General features: G+C 41.7%; 19 protein-coding genes, 1 riboswitch and 1 other annotated feature. Of the genes, 13 read left to right on the forward strand and 6 right to left on the reverse strand.

Annotated elements, in window-relative coordinates; genetic code table 11:
• Positions 1–13 precede the first annotated feature (13 nt).
• Positions 14–125, reverse strand: a riboswitch (SAM riboswitch).
• Positions 126–711: 586 nt separating this feature from the next.
• Positions 712–3,015, forward strand: a complete 2,304-nt coding sequence (locus tag AC25Y1_RS07860) for a glycoside hydrolase family 3 protein (RefSeq protein WP_488147418.1) — start codon at positions 712–714, stop codon at positions 3,013–3,015.
• Between the two features lie 237 nt (positions 3,016–3,252).
• A complete protein-coding gene (locus AC25Y1_RS07865; protein ID WP_488147419.1) occupies positions 3,253–3,960 on the forward strand; it encodes a sulfite exporter TauE/SafE family protein in 708 nt (235 codons plus the stop codon).
• Between the two features lies 1 nt (position 3,961).
• On the opposite strand, the gene AC25Y1_RS07870 is transcribed toward AC25Y1_RS07865, so the two are convergent.
• The gene (locus tag AC25Y1_RS07870) at positions 3,962–4,333 is read right to left on the reverse strand and encodes a VOC family protein (protein ID WP_488147420.1); all 372 of its coding nucleotides are present in this window, start codon (positions 4,331–4,333) and stop codon (positions 3,962–3,964) included.
• 39 nt (positions 4,334–4,372) lie between these two features.
• On the reverse strand, positions 4,373–5,434 hold the full coding sequence (gene mgtE, locus AC25Y1_RS07875) for a magnesium transporter (protein ID WP_488147421.1): 1,062 nt from the start codon (positions 5,432–5,434) through the stop codon (positions 4,373–4,375).
• 110 nt (positions 5,435–5,544) lie between these two features.
• On the opposite strand from mgtE, the gene tnpA reads away from it, so the two are divergent.
• Together tnpA and AC25Y1_RS07885 are read left to right on the forward strand one after the other, a co-directional pair.
• Positions 5,545–5,973 carry an IS200/IS605 family transposase gene (tnpA, locus tag AC25Y1_RS07880; protein WP_488147640.1) on the forward strand — a complete coding sequence of 143 codons (429 nt, stop codon included), beginning with the start codon at positions 5,545–5,547 and terminating at the stop codon, positions 5,971–5,973.
• Positions 5,974–5,987: 14 nt separating this feature from the next.
• Entirely contained in the window at positions 5,988–7,208 is a 1,221-nt protein-coding gene (locus AC25Y1_RS07885) for an RNA-guided endonuclease TnpB family protein (protein WP_488147422.1), read from the forward strand.
• Positions 7,209–7,409: 201 nt separating this feature from the next.
• Here the strand turns inward: AC25Y1_RS07885 and AC25Y1_RS07890 are convergent, their stop codons facing one another.
• Positions 7,410–7,727 (reverse strand): magnesium transporter MgtE N-terminal domain-containing protein, encoded by a 318-nt coding sequence (locus tag AC25Y1_RS07890; protein ID WP_488147423.1) that lies wholly within the window; start codon positions 7,725–7,727, stop codon positions 7,410–7,412.
• Positions 7,728–7,853: 126 nt separating this feature from the next.
• Here AC25Y1_RS07890 and dacB point away from each other — a divergent pair, with 126 nt between their 5' ends.
• Together dacB and AC25Y1_RS07900 are read left to right on the forward strand one after the other, a co-directional pair.
• Positions 7,854–9,422 carry a D-alanyl-D-alanine carboxypeptidase/D-alanyl-D-alanine endopeptidase gene (gene dacB / locus AC25Y1_RS07895; protein WP_488147424.1) on the forward strand — a complete coding sequence of 523 codons (1,569 nt, stop codon included), beginning with the start codon at positions 7,854–7,856 and terminating at the stop codon, positions 9,420–9,422.
• A gap of 14 nt (positions 9,423–9,436) precedes the next feature.
• The gene (locus AC25Y1_RS07900; protein WP_488147425.1) at positions 9,437–9,844 is read left to right on the forward strand and encodes a hypothetical protein; all 408 of its coding nucleotides are present in this window, start codon (positions 9,437–9,439) and stop codon (positions 9,842–9,844) included.
• A gap of 46 nt (positions 9,845–9,890) precedes the next feature.
• Here AC25Y1_RS07900 and AC25Y1_RS07905 read toward each other — a convergent pair whose 3' ends face one another.
• The 3 genes from AC25Y1_RS07905 to AC25Y1_RS07915 all read right to left on the reverse strand — a co-directional run bounded on the left by AC25Y1_RS07905 (position 9,891) and on the right by AC25Y1_RS07915 (position 12,580).
• Positions 9,891–10,535 carry a hypothetical protein gene (locus AC25Y1_RS07905; RefSeq protein ID WP_488147426.1) on the reverse strand — a complete coding sequence of 215 codons (645 nt, stop codon included), beginning with the start codon at positions 10,533–10,535 and terminating at the stop codon, positions 9,891–9,893.
• 331 nt (positions 10,536–10,866) lie between these two features.
• Complete coding sequence (gene rluF, locus AC25Y1_RS07910) at positions 10,867–11,571, reverse strand: 23S rRNA pseudouridine(2604) synthase RluF (RefSeq protein WP_488147427.1); 705 nt, start codon at positions 11,569–11,571, stop codon at positions 10,867–10,869.
• Positions 11,572–11,650: 79 nt separating this feature from the next.
• A complete protein-coding gene (locus AC25Y1_RS07915) occupies positions 11,651–12,580 on the reverse strand; it encodes a Na/Pi symporter (protein WP_488147428.1) in 930 nt (309 codons plus the stop codon).
• Between the two features lie 407 nt (positions 12,581–12,987).
• Positions 12,988–13,219: a binding site (T-box leader), on the forward strand.
• A 64-nt stretch (positions 13,220–13,283) separates the two neighbouring features.
• Between AC25Y1_RS07915 and AC25Y1_RS07920 the strand changes: the two genes are divergently transcribed.
• From AC25Y1_RS07920 to AC25Y1_RS07950, 7 genes are all read left to right on the forward strand, one after another.
• Positions 13,284–14,660 (forward strand): chorismate-binding protein, encoded by a 1,377-nt coding sequence (locus tag AC25Y1_RS07920; RefSeq protein WP_488147429.1) that lies wholly within the window; start codon positions 13,284–13,286, stop codon positions 14,658–14,660.
• Between the two features lie 26 nt (positions 14,661–14,686).
• Positions 14,687–15,721: an anthranilate phosphoribosyltransferase gene (gene trpD / locus AC25Y1_RS07925; protein ID WP_488147430.1), complete on the forward strand. Its 1,035-nt coding sequence runs from the start codon at positions 14,687–14,689 to the stop codon at positions 15,719–15,721.
• A complete protein-coding gene (trpC, locus tag AC25Y1_RS07930) occupies positions 15,718–16,506 on the forward strand; it encodes an indole-3-glycerol phosphate synthase TrpC (protein ID WP_488147431.1) in 789 nt (262 codons plus the stop codon). Before trpD ends, trpC begins: the two co-directional genes overlap by 4 nt.
• On the forward strand, positions 16,503–17,123 hold the full coding sequence (locus AC25Y1_RS07935) for a phosphoribosylanthranilate isomerase (protein ID WP_488147432.1): 621 nt from the start codon (positions 16,503–16,505) through the stop codon (positions 17,121–17,123). Before trpC ends, AC25Y1_RS07935 begins: the two co-directional genes overlap by 4 nt.
• Positions 17,120–18,322: a tryptophan synthase subunit beta gene (gene trpB, locus AC25Y1_RS07940; RefSeq protein ID WP_488147433.1), complete on the forward strand. Its 1,203-nt coding sequence runs from the start codon at positions 17,120–17,122 to the stop codon at positions 18,320–18,322. The genes AC25Y1_RS07935 and trpB overlap by 4 nt, the downstream gene beginning before the upstream one ends.
• Positions 18,319–19,110: a tryptophan synthase subunit alpha gene (gene trpA / locus AC25Y1_RS07945; RefSeq protein ID WP_488147434.1), complete on the forward strand. Its 792-nt coding sequence runs from the start codon at positions 18,319–18,321 to the stop codon at positions 19,108–19,110. Before trpB ends, trpA begins: the two co-directional genes overlap by 4 nt.
• Before the next feature lie 114 nt (positions 19,111–19,224).
• Entirely contained in the window at positions 19,225–20,199 is a 975-nt protein-coding gene (locus tag AC25Y1_RS07950; RefSeq protein WP_488147435.1) for a DUF4003 family protein, read from the forward strand.
• The last annotated feature ends 172 nt before the right edge of the window (positions 20,200–20,371 follow it).

The raw sequence follows: 20,371 nt of genomic DNA on the forward strand, positions 1-20,371 counted from the left end.
AGAAACCATCTCGTCCTCATCTTCCAAATGCCGAAGCACTTGCAGGAATTAGCACAGTATTCATTCGTCATGAATCTGTTGCCGAGATGTCATAGGGCCTGTCCCTCGATCTCTCTTGATAAGAAAGTGATGTTTTGCTATTCAATTGTCGCAAGAATTAATCCTTACTTTAGAGCGAAAAGAAGTATAAGTCAATCAAATATTTGAAGTAAAATTATTCGAATTATTACCGCAGTCAAAATGAAAGTAAATTTCTTGATTCAAGTCTGTTAAATATGACCTATTTGTCCGAAAAAGCTATGTGTACTTTTAATTTGAAAAGTAAATATTGGTTTTGGGTCTGTGTGCCTATATGGAAGAAAGTCTATTTTTGTTTGTGCTAAAGGTTGTTTTTATAACGAATAATCTTAATAAAGTAGAATTTATTTCATTTTTTGTAATACTTTGGTATTAGTTGGAAGCATCACTTCATTTGACTCATTTTTTAGAAAAGGCAGAAAACGTGTTGAAAAATAAACAACTTACACCTACGATGAATGCAGTTAGTTTATTTGATTGCTAGCCAAACTAACTTACCAGCGTATCTGTATCGTAAATATGAAAGCGCTTTAATGGGTGAGGGGGGATACAGGAAGGAATGAGAAAATCAGTAATCGCTATCAGAAGTGGCAGTTTTTTTAAAGTTACAATAATATCTAAGGAGGCAAAAAAATGAACTTTAAATCTAGTTATTTATCTAAAAGTGTAATTCTAATGTTAGTTGCTGTGTTAGTATTTTCCCCCGTAGCTCCGACATCGGGTATTGCAAATGCTGAAAAATCTACTACTACTGTTGAAACCCGAGTAAAGGAAATTATTGAAGTAGATGGAGAAGCATTCAGGGATTTGAATGCAAATGGCGAACTGGATCGTTACGAGGACTGGAGACTTCCTGTTGAAGAACGGGTAGAAGATTTGGTCTCTAAAATGACTGTGGAAGAAAAAGCAGGATTAATGCTGATTTCTTCGTTTAATAATGATTCCAGCCGTTTAACTCTTCAAGAGAAAAATTTACGTAACTTCATCGTTCGTGATGATCCAGAGCCGCGGGATCTTGCGTCTCGAAATAATGAGTTTCAAGAACTAGGAGAGGCTTCTCGTTTGGGGATTCCGGTAGTGATGACTTCCAATCCGCGTAACCACGTGAACCCGAACCAGACATATGGTCATGCAGAAGCTGGTGGACAACTATCGACTTGGCCGGGCGAGCTTGGTCTTGCTGCGACAAGGGATACAGAGCTTGTGAAGGAGTTTGCCGAAATTGCTGCCAAAGAATGGCGCGCAACCGGGATGCATAAGCTTTATGGCTATATGGCAGATGTGCTGACTGAGCCACGCTGGACACGTACGGATGGTACATTTGGCGAAGATCCTGAACTAATTTCCAACATGATCACTTCAATCGTTGAAGGTTTTCAAGGTGAGGAATTAGACGAAAACAGTGTTGCACTAACCATTAAACACTTTGCTGGTGGCGGTCCGCGATTAGAAGGTACAGACCCTCATCATGAATGGGGAAGTACAAATGTGTATCCAACCGAAGGAAGCTTGTATACATATCACCTGCCACCATTTTTAGCGGCAGTTGAAGCAGGCACGGCATCTATCATGCCTTACTATGCAAAACCGGTAAATGAAGGAAGTGCAGATCAGCTTCCGAAGCATTTATGGTACACAGAAGATCAGCAATTTGAAGAAGTTGCCTTTGCTTATAATAAAGGGTTACTTCAAGGTCTTCTTCGCGATGAAATCGGATTCGAAGGCTATGTAAACTCTGATACCGGCATTATTAATGATGGAGATCGTCCTTGGGGTGTGGAACATCTCACTTTACCTGAGCGTTATGCAAAAGCAATCGACGCTGGAACAAACATTTTCTCAGGTGGCACGGATGTTGCACCACTGATTGAGGCGATTCAAACAGGATTGGTAGAAGAATCAGTGATCAACCATTCGATTACCTTCCTGCTCACCGAGATGTATGACTTGGGTCTTTTTGAAAATCCATATGTAGATCCTGAACTCGCACAGCAAATCGCTGATAATCCTGAATCACAAGCATTGGCAGATGAAGCACACCGCAAGTCCATCGTGCTATTACGCAATGGTAATGAGGAAACAGGACCAGTTTTACCGATTACAGATGAAGAAGCAGGCGATGTAAAGCTCTATGTAGAAGTCTTTGAGGAAGATGAAGAAGCTGCAGCAGCATCAAGTGAAGGGTTGAAAGCATCGATTGCGCTGGCAGATCCATTAATTGAAATCGTCGATACTGTCGAAGAAGCTACACACGCTTTTATCTCCGTGATGCCAGCTTTAAGTTGGAGAGAAGATGACACGGAAGATGATCCGCCGTCTATTGAACTGATTAAGGATTCTGATACCGGAATTGATTCGGAACGCATTCTTGAGATCCAAGAAAAAGTAGAGACGACGATTTTAAGCGTAAATATGACCAATCCATGGCTGATCAATGAAATTGAGCCGGGTGCAGATGCCGTATTAGCTACATTCAATACGACGCCAGATGCTATCGTGGACATCATTCGCGGTAAATTTAACCCAACTGGAAAGCTACCATTCACGGTACCAGCTGACAAAGAAGCGGTTGAAAATAACGCATCTGATGTACCTGGATACGCTGAAACATTTGACTATGTTTATACAAACGCTGTTGGTGACGATTATGCGTTAGGCTATGGTTTATCTTATGTAAGCGCTTCTTATTTAATTGAAGAAATTGATCGTTTGGAAGAGGACGGTCAATTCGCTAACCACGGAGCCGCTCGTTCACTACAAGCTCAATTGAATCCAGTTGCACAATTCGAAACTCAAAATAATGCCGAGAAAGTTGTTAAGCATGTGAAGAAATTCATTAAAAAGTTAGAACAACAATACGAAAAAGGCAAAATATCCGCGAGTGCTTATGAAGAACTTCGAGTAGGGGCAGTGGAGTTATTGGAGCTTTGGGAATAGGATAGGGAACGTGTACAAAAACCATTGAAAAATGATAACTCAGGATAATTTATAATACAGAAGAAACCCTCGATGCTTGGTGTAGTAGAGTCAGTTTGAAACTACTAACCTATAAGAATCGGGGGTTTTTGTGTATGCTTGATAGCTATTACAGAAAAATACTTGGAACTGGTGTCTCCCATTTCGCATGTGGATTATCCGCCCCAAATGGTATGCTATGAACGAGGAGGTAATAAAGTGACTGTTTTGTTATTTGTTGTCATTATATTATTTGCGTCTATTTTACAAACAAGCACGGGATTTGGCTTTTCCATCATGGCAACGCCGTTCTTATTGTTGATTTTTGAACCTAGAGAAGCCATTCAAATCAATTTAGTATTATCGCTTGTCATTTCTGCTGCGCTTATTAGAAAAATACGCAAAGATATCGATTTGGGCATACTAAAACGATTCATTATTGGAAGTTTACCAGGGTTGCCAATCGGGATTCTGATCTTTTTATTTGCGGAAACGGAGAAGTTGAAACTAGGTATTGGCGTAGTCATTTTAACGTTAACACTTTTGCTTATTTTAAATTATCGCTTGAAAATGACGAAACGTCGCGATTTTTATATAGGAGGAATATCCGGTTTGCTAACGACGGGAATTGGTATGCCCGGTCCGCCTTTACTCCTCTATTTTTCAGGAACAGGCACACCAAAAGCGCAATTGCGTGCTACGACATTAGCATTTTATCTTTTTATTTATTCAATTAGCCTCATCATTCAAGTACTATTTGCCGGGACCAATAAAACCGTTTGGACATCGAGCGGAATGGGATTGCCCCTCGTCGTTTTAGGATTGTATTTTGGACAACTTCTATTCCACCGCATCAATCAAACGTATTTTCGGATTTTTACCTATGTGATTTTATTGTTTACCGGGGTTTATCTAATTATTCAATAACTTATACCGTGACTTCGCTCATTAAAGCATGTGTATTGCCTTCGGTGTCGTTGAAAAACACCATCCATGTTTCAGATGAACCCATTTTTGCGACAACATGCGGTTCATCCAGAAATGAAACATCCCTAGCTTTCAACGTTTCATAATGCTCATGAATATCATCAACATTAAAATAAAGTACGGAACTAGCCGCCCCAAATTGCTCTTTTTCGGGGAGACTAAGGAGAAGTCTCACGCCGTCGCAGTCAAAAAACGCCATCGTATCGGTGCTGAATAATAGCGGCAAACCTAAAACATCTTGGTAAAAAGTAATTGCGCGATTAATTTCTTTGACAGGCACTGCAACTTGACCGATTCCATTAATTTTCGTCATATGAATTTCCCCTTTGGCACTATTTTCTCAATTGTTTTATTACATGAGTTTGGAAATAAACATCGTCGCAATGCCAAAGTATATGAGAAGTGATAAAATATCATTGATTGTCGTAATTAACGGTCCTGATGCAACCGCAGGATCCACATTGAACTTGTGTAAGATAAGCGGGATAATCGTTCCCGCAAGCGTCCCGATAATGAGCGTAACAAGCAAGGATGCACCGACAACTAACCCAAGAACAAGACTGCCTTGCCAAACATAAGCAATAATTGAAATGAGGATTGCGCAAGTGACACCGATAATAATGCCGACAAAAAATTCTCTGAAAATCAGTTTAATCGTTTTCTTTGCACTCAGGTCCTCAGTCACAAATCCGCGCACAACGATGGCGAGCGATTGAGTTCCTGTATTTCCAGTCATGCCTGCAATCATGGGCATGAAAAAAGCCAGAGCGACAACCGCTTCGAGTGTTGCTTCAAATCTTGAAATAATACTTCCGGAAACAAGACCGATAAATAATAGTAAAATGAGCCACGGAAGTCGTCTATAGGCTGCAATGAACGGCGGCGTATTAAAGTCAATGTCTTTACCTGAAGCTAGAAGCATTCCGATATCTTCATCTGCTTCTCTCATAATAATGTCAACAACATCATCAACTGTTATAATTCCCGCCAATGTATTACCCTCCACCACAACTGGAATGGAAACAAAATCATGTCTAGCAATGAGTTTCGCAACTTCTTCTTGTTTCGTTAAGACGTCTACTTTAATAACATTCTTGACCATAATATCTTCAATGACAATATCACTTTCCGCGAGCAATAAATCACGGTAAGAAACAACACCGACAAGTTTTTGTTCATGATCAATCACGTAGAGGTAGTTTAAATACTCCGCTAGGTCCGAGAAATGTTTCAGTTTTTGGGTGGCCTCTTTAACTGTGTATGACTTGTCAATCCAAACAAAGCGGTCAGACATCGCGCGGCCGGCAGACTTTTCGGGGTATGAAAGAATCCTACGAATCGCAGTGGACTCTTCGTGTTTCATCTTCTTAATGAGTTTATCAATGGCATCACTTGATTTGACTAGCACCCGCATACCCGTGACTTCAGTCGTGGGATAGGGTGTTTTTTTAGATCCTAAACAAATTAAAATGGTTTTAGTTATCTATTAAAAATTGCACATGTTATTATTATAATAGGGTGATAATAGTGAATGTTAGAAAAGGTAGAGGCTATGTGTACAGTATTCAATACCATATGGTTTGGTGTGTGAAGTATAGAAAAAGCATACTGAATGGCTTAGTGGAAGCCCGCTTGAAAGAGATTTTAATCCAACAATCCAAGACACATGCTTTTACAATCGTTGAAATGGAAACGGATGGCGACCATATACATATGTTAATCGAATGTTCCCCACAACATTACATTCCAAATATAATGAAAGCGTTAAAAGGAAACAGTGCCCGCTTTCTTTTTAAAGAGTTCCCGGAGCTGCAAAATACGCTCTGGGGTGGACATCTCTGGAATCCATCGTATTTCGTTTGTACTGTGAGTGATCGAACGGATGAGCAAATTAAAGCTTATATTCAAGGACAACAAACCGCACCGAGAAAGCGTGGCAGACCAAAAAACTAAGGGAGGTGTTCGTTATGGCTCGAAGAAAAACTGTCGTAGAACGTAATCAAGAACTTGAAAAAGAAGGCAAGAAATTACGTTTTTACGGCATGAAAGTTCGTGCGATTACAACACCGGCGCAGCACGAACTGATTGTTAAATCAATTGGTTGTGCTCGTTTCGCCTATAACGCTTATTTGGCTGAAAAACAAAAAACATACAAAGAGACGAAGAGAGCCATCAGTTATAGTGCTTTCAAAAAAGATTTTGTTGCTTTAAAAAAGAGTCCTGCGTATGAATGGCTGTCTGAACCCGATAAATTCGCATTAGAGTGCGGCATGGAACAAGTGGATGACGCTTACGACCGCTTCTTCAAAGGACAAAACGGCTACCCAAAATTCAAGTCCAAGCATACATCTAAACAAAGTTATTCAACAAAAGAAACCAATGGAAATCTAGCGATTGACTTTGAAAAACAACGCATTAAAGTACCTAAACTCGGATGGGTAAACGTCCGGTTTTCAAAAGGGCAAATCGCATCGTTTCAAGAAAATGGCTTCAATGGAAAAGTGAAAGCGGCTACGCTAACCGTTCACGGTAGCAAGCAAACCCATATTTCATTACGAATCGAAGAAATTATCCCACTTAAAAAAGAGGTTGATTGGTCGACGATTCCAAGCGAGGAAGTCATTGGTTGCGACTTAGGTTTAACGCATTTTCTAATCGATTCAAACGGTAGAAAGGTCGAGAACCCGCAGCACCTGAAGAATGCCTTGAGTAAGCTGGCAAAGCTTCAACGTAGCTTGAAAAACAAAATGAAAGGTTCTGTAAACTATAAAAAACAACAAAAAAAAATCGCGAAACTACACTTACAGATCACAAATATGCGCAAGGACTTTCTGCATAAAGAATCTAGAAAACTCGTTAATGAAAACCAAGTTATCGTGTTGGAAGATTTGAATGTCAAAAGTATGATCAAGAATCGTAGATTGGCACGCAGTATTTCTGATGTGGGCTGGTCTACTTTCGTAACTTTCGTGATATATAAAGCAGATTGGGCCCACAAAAAGGTTGTGCTCATTGGCCGCTTCTTTGCCTCCTCAAAGAAGTGCAATGGGTGCGGAGAGAAAAATACGCTTTTATCCCTTTCTGATCGAACTTGGGTCTGTTCGAATTGTGGGAGGGAACATGACCGAGATGTAAATGCCGCTAAAAATATAAAAGAGGAAGGCATTCGTATGTTGGCAGAAATCTAAATTAAAGATTCTAACTACCGCAGGAACTGCGGGGTGTGCCTGTCAGCACCTAAGGGGGGCTGTTTGTTCGCTAGGAAAGGAGCAATGGAGAGAGTGTTAGACGTTGCAATTAACGCAGTTCTCGATGAAGCAGGAATCCAACGGCACCGGGCTTTCAACGTCTTTTGACATTGGAATCTCGTGACTACAGTCGTGGGAGGTTCAAAATCCTGTCAACATGACTGCAAGTTCATCATTTTTCATAAGGTCTAAGAGTTCCGCTGAACGATCAGCTTTCAGGACTTCAATGACATGGAGTTGTTCATCTCGTGTGAGGTACCGCAAAAGATAGGCCAGCTGCTCCAACTCCAAATATTCAAGAAAAAGTGGCCGGCGTTTCACGGGCAATTCCTTATATTGGTGTGCAACATCATAAGGTATAAGTTCTTTAATAACATCTTGAAACTCTTCTTTCTTCCCGTCTTTCAATAGTTGAATTAAACCAATTGCAACTTGATCTTCTTCAATTTTGTTAATCACTCACAACACTCCTTATTTATTTAGAAAAGAATTGTTTTATTGTCTATTGTTAATTTGCCCTAAAAGAGCCAGTTAAAAACCTTGATATTGTCTTCATAAATTGAATGAATGCTGAGGTGCAGTCAGTTGGATAATCTAAGAATAGTAAAATCAATCATTGTTTTCATACTTCTACTGGTTGTCGTCAACGTCCCAGTTAGCCAAAATCCTTTCGACCAAGTAGAGGTTGCATCGCCTTCTTCTAAAGAGTTCGTTTTTAAAGAAATTAAACCAAACGAAGCCATGGAAAAAAGAATAATTGAAAATGATGCTGGATTAGAGGAGCAAATAGAAACTGTTTTAAATGACCCCAGGCTAGACGGAACAACAACTTCCATCAGCATTCGAAAAGCAACCGACGGGAAAATCCTGTACACAAATTTAGGCGATACAAGAGTCCATCCAGCCTCGCTCATGAAACTTTTCACCGGAGTCGCGGCACTTGAAACGCTTGGGTTAGATCACACATTTAAAACAGAACTGTACACCGATGGGGAAATTAAGGGCGGAGAACTTCTAGGGAATCTTTACTTACGAGGACTAGGCGATCCGACATTAACGAAAGACGACTTAATCGATTTTGCTCATGAATTAAAAGAAAAAGGCATTCACACCATAACAGGCGATCTTTTCGGAGACGATACATGGTACGATGATGACCGACTTTCTCAAGATTTAAACTGGTCCGATGAGCCGTATTACACGGGCGCACAAGTTTCAGGGTTGACACTCTCTCCGAACGACGATTTTGACGCAGGAACAGTTATCGTTGACGTTTATCCAGCAACTAAAGTTGGTGAAGCCGGGACGATTCGAATGGTTCCAGAAAACAGCTATTTGACCACTGTCAACAAAACAAAAACTGTTGCGAAGAATGGAACGTCTTACATTAAAGCAGAGCGCGAACACGGTTCAAATACGGTCATCGTCACTGGAACAGTTCCAATAGGCTTCAAACAAAATCGTTCCTGGGCATCCGTTTGGGAACCAGCGAATTATACGATGAATGTATTCAAACACGTACTAGACGAAAAAGGCATCGAATTGACAAACGAAACACTAGTCGGAACTGGCACAGTTCCTAGCGGCGCAACTCTTTTGGCCACTAAACAGTCCATACCTTTGAAAGAACTAATCACACCTTTTATGAAATTAAGCAATAACGGACACGGGGAAGTGCTCGTCAAAGAAATAGGACGAGTAATCGGCGGCGAAGGCAGTTGGACGAAAGGACTTTCGACGATGAATCAAACACTCGCTGACATAGGGATTGATATGAACACCATATTGCTGCGCGACGGTTCAGGGATGTCCCATAAAACCCTCGTCACATCTAATGAAGTAACTAACCTTTTATATATTGCACAAACTAAACCCTGGTACGATGACTTCATGAATTCATTACCTATCGCGGGAGTTGAAGAAAGATTTGTCGGTGGAACATTACGATATCGCATGAAAGATACAGCCGCAGAAGGCAAGGTCAAAGCGAAAACTGGAACACTAAACGGTGTTACTTCTTTGGCGGGGTACGCGGAAACAAAAGACGGTGAAACCCTCATCTTTTCTGTCATCATAAACAATCATCTAGACGATACTGCATACGGATTGTTAGACGAAGTTGCGGTGATTATTGCGAACTATAAACGGGATTAATATGGGGGAGTTTTATGTTAGCAAGAAAAATCATATCCGCCCTTTTAGCGTCAATTATTATTGTGTTAGTGCTAGCCACAATCACATATGTAAGAGATGGACCTGAATCGGAGAACTTCGGTCTATATCTATTTATTTATTCGATTCATGTATTCCCGCCGATGTTTGTGTATGGCATTCTAACATCTAGCATATCTGAATGGCTTAGTGTGAAACATAGACAATATGCTAAGGGTTGGTCGTTACTCTACCATATCGGATTTGGCCTCCTGTTCTTTATTCCGCTAAATCTTTTCTCGCTAGTAATCTATCATGAGGTTAGTAGCATTGAACTATGGTTTATTTTATTATGTGGGGAAAGTGGCGGTGTGTTTTTCATCGTGGATTACATTGTTTCTCGCTTTTGGGATAAAAGCAATTAGCTGTTCAAACATCCATGACCTATAGATGTTGAACAGCTTTTGATGTTTACCTGATAAATTTGCTTATATTATGACGCGTCGAGTTCGCCATGTAGGCGAGAATTTCCGAGTTTAATTCACTCGGATAAAAGAATTGATAATAATACTTATCATCATGCCACTCAACAAGGTTGTTATAGACCAATGCGGATGTACCATCATCAAAAGTGATGTCCCGCGCGTCGTCAAGTTCAGACGACACAAGAGAATAGTCAAATGGCGCTTTACTCACACGATAATAATAGCGACCATAATGAAGTTGCTTATCATACTCAGTTTTACCGTACTTTTCATAATCGACTTTAATATCATTATTCAGCACGAAATGTGTAAACTCAACCGGCTCATCGTCCTCGTACTTCACTTCACCAAAAGTACACTCGACAAAATAAGGTTCATCCTTCGGCAATGGAACATAATCACCAAATTCCTTCATCGCATCCGTCGTATCTTTAAAACGCTTGTAATCCTTCTCATCAACTTCCTCGGATGATAAATTCTTAGCGATAAAAAAATTATTATCTACTGGAACCTCCTCAAAAACAAACGAATTATAATAAGGCACACTTCTCATACATGAATTATTCTTTGAGAAATAATAGAGAGAAATGGATGTAGAGAGAACTACTAAAATAGCGATCCATGTTTTCAACTTTTTAATAAAGAATCCCTCCTAATTTACAAACCTCCCAAATAAATCGTTCGGTTCAGAAAAAACACTCAATTAAATCATTCCATACAATTAGTTATGTACAACACAACAATACACTAAATAAACAATGAAACAATGACTATTTAAAAAACTTGGAGAAAGGTAGAGTTGAACATAATTATTCACTTTGGAGTTTTGTCTGAACTCCTCTGAATCACCCCCGAAGGTCCTCTCAACCCCACTCGATCTCCATCTGAATTCACAACCACAAATTATGTAAAATAAAAAAGCTGTTCCATCCCCGGTATTTCCCCGGATTGGAACAGCTTTTCTATCGTTTCGGTACATAATTCATCATAGTAAACATCTCATCCAGTTCTTCCTTCGTTAAATCACGCCATTTTCCATTTGGCAAGTCGCCGAGGTGAATATTTAGTATGCGTGTGCGCTGCAAACTCTTCACTGTGAAGCCGAGTGCTGAACACATGCGGCGGATTTGGCGATTGAGTCCTTGTGTGAGTGTGATGTTGAACTTGCGTGGTCCTAGTTGTTTTACTTTGCACGGTTTTGTCGTCGTCCCGAGAATATCGACGCCGGACTCCATTTTTTGCACAAACTCTCTTGTAATCGGTTTGTCGACGGCGACGATATATTCCTTTTCATGTCCGTGTTCCTCACGAAGGATTTCATTCACGACATCCCCGTCGTTCGTCAAAAGTAATAGACCATCTGAGTCTTTATCGAGTCTGCCGATATGAAAAATACGTAAGGGATGATTGATGAAGTCGACCACATTCCCTTTAATATGGCGTTCCGTTGTGCTCGTAATGCCGACGGGTTTATTGAGCGCAATATAAACGAGTTGTTCTTCAGTTTTTACGGGTTTTCCGTCTGCACGAACATCGTCACCCTCATTTACTCGACTGCCGAGTTCGGCGGGTTGTCCGTTAATCGTGATGCGTCCGTCTTCGATCCATTTATCGGCACCGCGTCTTGAAACAATCCCTGCTGAGCTTAAGTATTTGTTAATTCTCATAAAAGTCACCTGCTTTAAATAATAAACCAAGTATACCTTATTCGAAAGACACACTACTAAGAAAAGGGATGGGTGAAGCCTAGTGTTTTCCGTGAATCCAAGCGACAAATTTTCCGAATCGAACGGCGAATGGCAAGACGAGCAGGGAAGATACGCAGTTGAAAATAATACTGGCATGGGCCAACCTTGCATCGGGATCGTTAGCGAAAATGCTGCTGGCATCGGCTAACTGGGTGATAAAAGGCAGGCAGATGATGGCTCCAATAACATTTAGCCATACATGCGCGAATGCGGTTAATCTTGCCTCTTCACCGGCGCCGATACTGGCCAATAATCCGGTGACGCAAGTCCCGATATTGGCACCTAACATTATGACAATCCCGATTTCCAAAGGGAAAATATCAGCGTTTAAAAAACTCATGGCAATCCCCGTAACGACAGTGCTAGATTGAACGATGGATGTAATCAGAACGCCTACCAGTAAAGCATAAAGTATATGTTGGTCCAGCAATTGGAGTAGATGACCCATCAATGAAGTATTCGTTAAAGGAATTGCGAGTCTTTCGAAGCCGTACATTGCACCAAAGATAAACCCGAACCCGATCGAAATGAATCCAGTACTTTTAATCCAAATCGTTTTAAAAAGAAGGCATAAAATTCCTAGGAGGATAAGTGGAATCACTAAACTTGATAGATCGAATGAAATAAACTGTAATGTTAAGGTCGTGCCGATATTTGTTCCTAAAATAATGCCAATTGTTTGCGGGAATAACAGTAATCTCGTTGCAACAAAGCCGATTGTAATCAACATAACAGCCGAACTACTTTGTAAAATACTCGTCATGACAATTCCGGCAAACATTCCCTTTACAGGCGTCTTGGTAACTTTCTTTAACCGTTGTTCTAACTTTTTCCCAGAAAGATTAAAAAGCCCAATACGCATCCAGCCAATCCCAAGTAAAAAAATGGCGACAAGCGTTATAAAAGCAGCAATATAGAGTATGTCCATTCACCTCCAAGACTACTAGATTGGTCGACTGCAAAAGTATTGAAAAGAATGCTGTATATTAATACTCACCGATTTAGTGCGCAGTCGTTCGACTCCCGCGGGAAAGCGAGACAGCCGAGACCCTGGACTGAGCGCAGCGAGGGAAGCGGCTTGGCGCTCGCCCGCAGGAAAGCGAACGACGGAGCACTAAATCATTTTTAAGGAAAGTAATATTAACCACCCTTTCTCACTGACCTCCTACTATATGGGGATTCATATAAAACAATTCTACTAACCTACAGAAAAGCTTGACGATTCTAATAATACGTACTATGATAATATGAAGTTGTTGTTTCAAAGACGGGCAGGAGGTACCGATAGCGGTGCCGCCCACGGAACAGATGAGTTTAGATGAGAAGAGCATAGCTGAGAAATTGTTGAATAAGAGGAGTAGCACGGGTGAGCGTTTTAGAGAATCAGTGGGTGGTGAAAACTGATACGCAGCCTTTGTGAATGGACTTATGAGAGTCCCTTTGGAAATTCTTTCAAGGGGAACGTCTATCCCACGTTACGGGATGTGCTTTCATTTTTTAAAAGCACGCCAAGCGGAAGTAGCAATACTTCAACTAGAGGTGGCAACGCGGTTAAACCGTCCTCTGCAATCGGACTAATCTGTCCTTTTGCAGGGGGCTTTTTTATTTCCATAAAAAAGAGGAGTGTTTATATGACGACAAAATCAAAAAACTTACGGACGACGATGAAAAAACTAAATGGCGATTCGCTCACACCGATTTTAATCTTTAGACGACTTCAAGGGAAACAAAAATTTTTACTTGAAAGTTCATCCATTCAAAAAGGCTCTGGACGGTATTCATTCATCGGGATGAATCCAGTGAAAGCGTACCGCGGCCAGGATGGTCAACTCGAGGAATTGGATTATACAAATGGGCGGTCGTACACGCATGAAGGTGACTTGTACAAATTACTGAAAAGACTTATGCCGCGAATTACAGATGATGTGAATTTTCCATTCACAGGCGGCGCAGTTGGATATGTCGGCTACGGCGCTGCAAGAAACGGCGAAAAGCGCGCGGAAGATGATTTAGAAATGCCAGACGTCTACTTCAATATTTACGATACGATCATTATTTATGACCACGAACTACATGAAGTGACATTGCTGCATACGGAAATAAACCCGGTTTACGGCGGGCCGAACTTAGAAGCGTTAGAAGAAATGATTTTGAATGGAGCCACCAAAAAGGAAGCCGAAGTGAAAATGTCTTCCTATCGTTGTGGAATAACGCAACAACAATTCGAAGATCAAGTGCGTGAAGCCATTTCCTTTATTGATAAAGGCATGGCTGAGCAAATTGTGATTTCACGTAGATTGGAAGCAGATATTCAAGGTGATCCACTCGCACTATATCGAAAACTTAGGAAAAGCAATCCGTCTCCCTATATGTATTACATGGAATTCGATGATCATACCGTGATCGGAACGTCGCCTGAAAGCCTTGTGAAAGTAACCGGAGACACGGTCATGGTTAACCCGATTGCCGGAACGCGTCGCCGCGGTAAAGATCATGCAGAAGATATCGAGCTAGAAGCTGAATTACGCAAAGACCCGAAAGAACTGGCAGAGCATAATATGCTTGTGGAATTAAGCAAAAATGAGATGAACGAGATGTGCATTCCAGAAACCGTCCATGTGTCGAATTATATGGAAACGGTTCGCTATGAACATGTGATGCACCTCGTTTCAGAAGTCGAAGGAACGCTAGCACACGGGTTGCATGCGCTCGATGCATTGAAACAGAGTTCACCAGCTGGCACGGTGACGGGTTCCCCTAAATCGGTGGCAATGGACGTTATTGATCAATTGGAAAAGCAGCACCGCGGCATATACGGCGGCGCGATTGGTTATATCGGTTTGAACGGCAATATCGATTTTGCGTTAACCATCCGCACGATGTTAATAAAGGATGAAAAAGCGTACGTTCAAGCGGGTGCCGGCATTGTTAAACAATCGAATCCGACTGATGAGTATTTTGAAACTGTCAATAAAGCTAGATCATTATTAGAAGTTATTCAAGATTAATAAAACATAGACGAGGAGAGATGAGCATGAAAAAGTATTTGAGCCGAGTGGAGCAGAATAAGCATTTACCATATGAAGACATGAAAGAGGCGGCAAAGTTACTATTCGATAAAAACACGCCGAAAGAAGATATCAAGAACTTTCTAATTGCGATGTCAGCTAAAGGGGAAACAGCTAATGAAGTGGCCGCTTTGGCATCCGTCATGCAATCATTTGCGATTGATTTGGATGTTGAAAAAGATTTATTTATGGATAATTGTGGAACTGGTGGGGATGGTGTTAACAGCTTCAATATTAGCACGACGGCAGCTTTCGTTTTAGCCGGAGCAGGTGCCTTAGTTGCAAAACACGGCAACCGGAAAATCTCAAGTGCAGCAGGTAGTCAGGATGTACTCGATGCGCTTGGAATTCACACGAATTTTAGTCCAGAGGATATGAGTGAATTGCTGCGGCAGGAAGGGATTACTTTCTTGTTTGCGGCCAATGTTCATCCAAGAATGAAGCGAATTGGTGAGGTGAGACAAGAAATCGGCAAAGCAACGATTTTTAACCTTGTTGGCCCATTAACCAATCCGCTCCAATTGCACACACAGTTTACAGGAATCAGTCGACCCGATTTCATCATGGAATATGCGTCGGTCCTTCAAATGCTTGGGCGTAAACGTGCGGTTGTTGTTTCAGGTGCTGGTGGGATGGATGAAGCCTCGTTACTGGGACAAAATGCATTTGTATTGCTCGACCAAGGTGATCTAATTCCGTTTTCGCTCACACCGGACGATGTCGGATTACAAACAGCCGATCTGTCTGCCATTCGCGGGGGGACTGCTTCTCAAAATGCAGAAATTACTCGCTCCATTCTTAGAGGTGAGCGTGGTCCGCGTTTTGACACAGTTGTTTTTAATGCAGGAATTGGCTTGTTCGCAAACGGGCAGGCGGGAACAATTCAAGAAGGGGTTAAATTGGCAACGGATAGTATTTTATCAGGGCGTGCATTAGAAAAGCTAGAAGCGGTTGTTGCGTTTAGTGAAAAGATTGGGCACAAGGAGGAGCTGGTGATATGACGATATTAGACAAGATTCTACGGGAGAAACGACTTGAAGTAAAAGTCTTACTGACAGAGGAGAAAGTCGATGTTGAAAGCCCGGTAACCCGTCCTTCTTTATTTCAAAGATTATATAAAGCTGATAACTTGCAAGTCATTGCGGAAATGAAGCGCGCCTCCCCTTCCAAGGGACTAATTGCAGAGGGTGCTGATCCGGTTAGGCAGGCAAGAATTTACAGCGATGCTGATGTCGCTTGCATCTCGGTGTTAACAGATACCACTTTTTTTAAAGGGTCATTCGATGATTTAAAGGCTGTTGCGAAAGCTGTTTCGACGCCGATATTATGCAAGGACTTTATGATTCACAAAGTACAAATCGATAAAGCAAAAAGTGCTGGGGCATCTGTTATTTTACTAATTGTTTCAGCTTTAGCGCAATCCGAACTCGCTGAACTTTATTCGTATGCAAAAGGGTTGGGGCTTGAAGTCCTCGTCGAAGTGCATGACGAGGAAGAACTCCAACGAGCACTAGCACTCGATGCGAAAATAATCGGCGTGAACAACCGTGATCTTAAAACGTTCGAAGTGGATCTTGAACAAACAGAGAAAATTGCAGCACAATTTCCGTTTGATGAGGAGCGGGTGCTGATAAGCGAAAGCGGTTTAGTGGGGCGGGATGATGCAATTCGGGTTGCGGAAGCTGGAGCGAGCGGGGTCCTTGTAGGCGAATCTCTTATGAGAAGCGGTTCAGTGCAAGAAGCCATTCAAGCCTTTGGTGTTCCGCTTAGGAGGGCTGTACGGTGACGAAAGTCAAAATATGTGGACTGATGGAACCTGAGCACGTCAAAGTTGCAGTAAAAGCGGGTGCAGATGCGATTGGCTTTGTTTTCGCACCCAGTAGGCGGCAAGTGACGGTTGAACAGGCTCAAGCACTGGCAATGGATATCCCGGATAATGTGTTGAAAATTGGTGTTTTTGTCAATGAAACGGAAGCAGAGTTAACGCGGATCTTTGAAACGGTACCCTTGGATTATGTCCAGCTGCATGGAGATGAAAGTGTGGAGTTTATTCGTAATATTCAACTTCCTTCTATTAAAGCACTACCAGTCAAAAGTGCTGATGACGTGGAAAAAGCAGCGAAGTACGATACGAATTATTACTTGTTTGACGCTCCGGGTACGATTTATAAAGGCGGGAGTGGTATCACGTTTGATTGGGAATTGCTGAAAAACGCAGGCGTTCCAGCGGAGAGAATTATCCTTGCAGGTGGATTAAATAGCGGCAATGTACAAGAAGCTATTTTGCGCGTACGCCCTTTTATGGTGGATGTTTCAAGCGGTGTCGAGCGAAATAAGCGAAAAGATACTGGACTTATTCGAGAATTTATACGAGTAGTTAAAGACGGGGAGCGATACGAATGACAATACAAACAGAGAGTACACAAAAAGGCAGGTATGGAAAATTCGGTGGGCAATATGTACCCGAGACGTTAATGACGGCGCTGATTGAATTAGAAGAAGCTTACGACCAAGCAATTGAAGATCCTAAATTTATTGAGGAGGTAAATTATTATTTAAAGGATTTTGTCGGACGTGAAACACCACTCTACTTTGCTGAGAGACTTACGAAGCATGCAGGTGGTGCGAAAATTTACTTGAAACGAGAAGATTTAAACCATACAGGAGCTCATAAGATTAACAACACAGTAGGGCAAGCGCTACTCGCGGTTCGCATGGGTAAAAAGAAAATTGTTGCTGAGACAGGTGCGGGTCAACACGGTGTTGCAACCGCAACGGTTTGTGCGTTATTTGGACTTGAGTGCACGATTTTCATGGGGAAAGAAGACATTCGCCGACAAGAATTGAATGTTTTCCGCATGGAGTTACTCGGTGCTACTGTAAAATCTGTTGATAAAGGCGCAGGCACGTTGAAAGATGCGGTCAATGATGCACTTCGTTATTGGGTAGCGAATGTCGAAGATACGCATTACATATTGGGGTCTGCATTAGGACCACATCCATTTCCGCGAATTGTTCGTGATTTTCAACGTGTAATTGGAGATGAGACGAAAACGCAAATTTTGGAAAAGGAAGGCCGTTTACCCGATGCAGTTGTCGCTTGTGTTGGTGGTGGAAGTAACTCGATTGGTATGTTTTATCCGTTTGTCGATGATACTAGCGTGAAATTATTCGGCGTTGAGGCAGCTGGTAGCGGTATTACATCTGGTCTCCATTCCGCAGCAGTAGCTGGTGGCAAAGAGGGTGTTTTGCACGGTGCCTATATGTATATCTTGCAAGATGAGGACGGTTTAATAAAAGAAGCACATTCGATTTCTGCGGGGTTGGATTATCCAGCGATTGGACCGGAGCATTGTCATTTACATGAAAGCGGTCGGGCAACGTACACATCTATCACAGACCAAGGCGCACTTGAAGCATTGCAATTATTGTCGCAAACAGAAGGCATTATCCCAGCACTTGAAAGTTCTCATGCTGTGCAATATGCCGTTGAACTTGCAGCGAGTATGAGAAAAGAAGAAATTGTCGTTGTTTGTCTATCGGGTCGCGGCGACAAAGATGTTGAAACGGTGAAAGCTAGACTTGGAGGGGATTTAACATGACAAAACAGCAGATTACAGAAGCAATTCAAGCCTGTAATGCTCGAGGGGATAAAGCATTCGTTCCCTACATCATGGCAGGCGACGGCGGAATAGAAACATTGAAAGAAACCATTTTATTTCTCCAAGAAATTGGCGTTACTGCGATTGAGCTTGGCATTCCGTTTTCAGATCCAGTAGCAGATGGACCAACGATTCAAGAAGCGGGTGAACGAGCACTTGCAAAAGGGGTTACCCTCCGTTTGGTTATTGAAACGGTAGCATCGTTTAAGGAGGAATTGACCGTACCGATTATCTTGATGACCTACTTGAACCCGGTTATTCAGTATGGTATTGAAGAATTTGCCAATGATTGTCGAAATGGTGGGATTAGTGGGTTGATTATCCCAGATTTGCCGTATGAAGAGGTCAGCATCGTACGCGAAGCACTCACGAACGCAGAAATTGCTTTAATCCCACTAGTTTCTCTGACGAGTCCTCCTGAACGGATCCAAAAAATTACTGCTGCAGGTGAAGGGTTCATATACGCCGTAACTGTAAATGGTATTACCGGTGTTCGAGACGGATTTGATACGGAGCTAGAAGAACATCTTCAAAAGTTGAGAGAGGTGAGTCCCGTTCCTGTTCTAGCAGGGTTCGGCATATCTACGCCAGAACAAGTTGCGTTAATCGGAAATTATGCTGACGGGGTCATTGTCGGGAGTGCGATTGTAACCGCCCTTCACAATGGAGAAAAAAGGATTGTCAAAAGTTTGGTGAATGCGTCGAAAAATAAAGTTCCTTCCATATAATATCACTTTCAGAATTGTGTCCGCCGGAAAATAAGAACCGTTAAAAATTTAGCTGGACTGAATATGAAACCTTTCCTTAGCCAAATCGTACAAATAGATAAGGAGATGGTCATTGTGGATACAAACTCGATTCGACGAGATGTTGAAATCACTTATGAGCGAATAAAATCATTGGCTGGTTGGACGGTTGATAAAAATGTTGTCTTGACTATCGCTTCCTACTACGTCACGTCGGAGCGTGAGTTTGATGCAGAAAGTTTAAGTCGCTCAATGGACGCGATTAAACAAAAGTCCGGTTGGTTTTCTCCGCTACGCGGCAACCTACTTCCAATGATGGCTGCATTTATCGACCAGCCAGGTGTGGATATTGATGACGAAGTTGTTCGTCTTTTTGAAAAACAGCGAGTACTTCGGACTTTTGGATTTCGCAATACAATCCACTCTTACTTAGCAGCGCTTTTCATGACGAATGATTCGGACGCTTATGATCAAGAAGCTAGGTTAGCCAAAACCCTATTTAGTGAAATGAAAAAACATCATTTCTTTCTTACATCAGACGATGATTATACATATGCGGTCTTACTTGGAAAGAGGGGTTTTAATCCTGTCACGCAAGCAAAGTCAATGCGTATGTACTATGATACCTTGCGCGGAGAAAAATTCCGCTCGGGCAATGAACTGCAATGGCTTTCGCAAGTAATGACTTATGTGAACGAAAACTATGACGCTTCACTCGCTGAAAAAGCGGCAGAAAACCTTCGTCAATTCGAAAAGCAAGCGAAGGTTCGACCGATACACTATCCACTAATAGGTTTTCTAACAATTTTTGATGTGTCCAATCAAGAAATCCAAAGAATTTTAACATTAACAAAAGCGTTAGAAGAGTCGGAGCCGTTGAAATTGAAAAAAGAAATGGCACTTTCAATCGGGATTGGTTACGTAATTCATGAGTTAGTTGGAAACGCGGATGATTCGATTGTAAGCCTAGCAACCTCAGTCGAACTATTAGTTCAGGCGCAAGAAGCAGTGATGGTAGCTACGATTGCTGCAGTAGCTGCTTCAACTAGCGCTAACTCTTCAAATTCTTAAGCAAAGAACGTAGGGCGAAGGAGCTATTCTCCTTTTTTCTCACATGACAATTGTCTACAGAAGTTAAATTGAGAAATAAAACTATAAATTTCATAGGCGAATAGGTCCTGTATTTTTCATGCAGGACCGCTTTTTCATGCAAAAAAATAAAAGTTAAAAATTATTTCTAAAT

This window comes from Sporosarcina sp. Y1009, assembly GCF_057669865.1.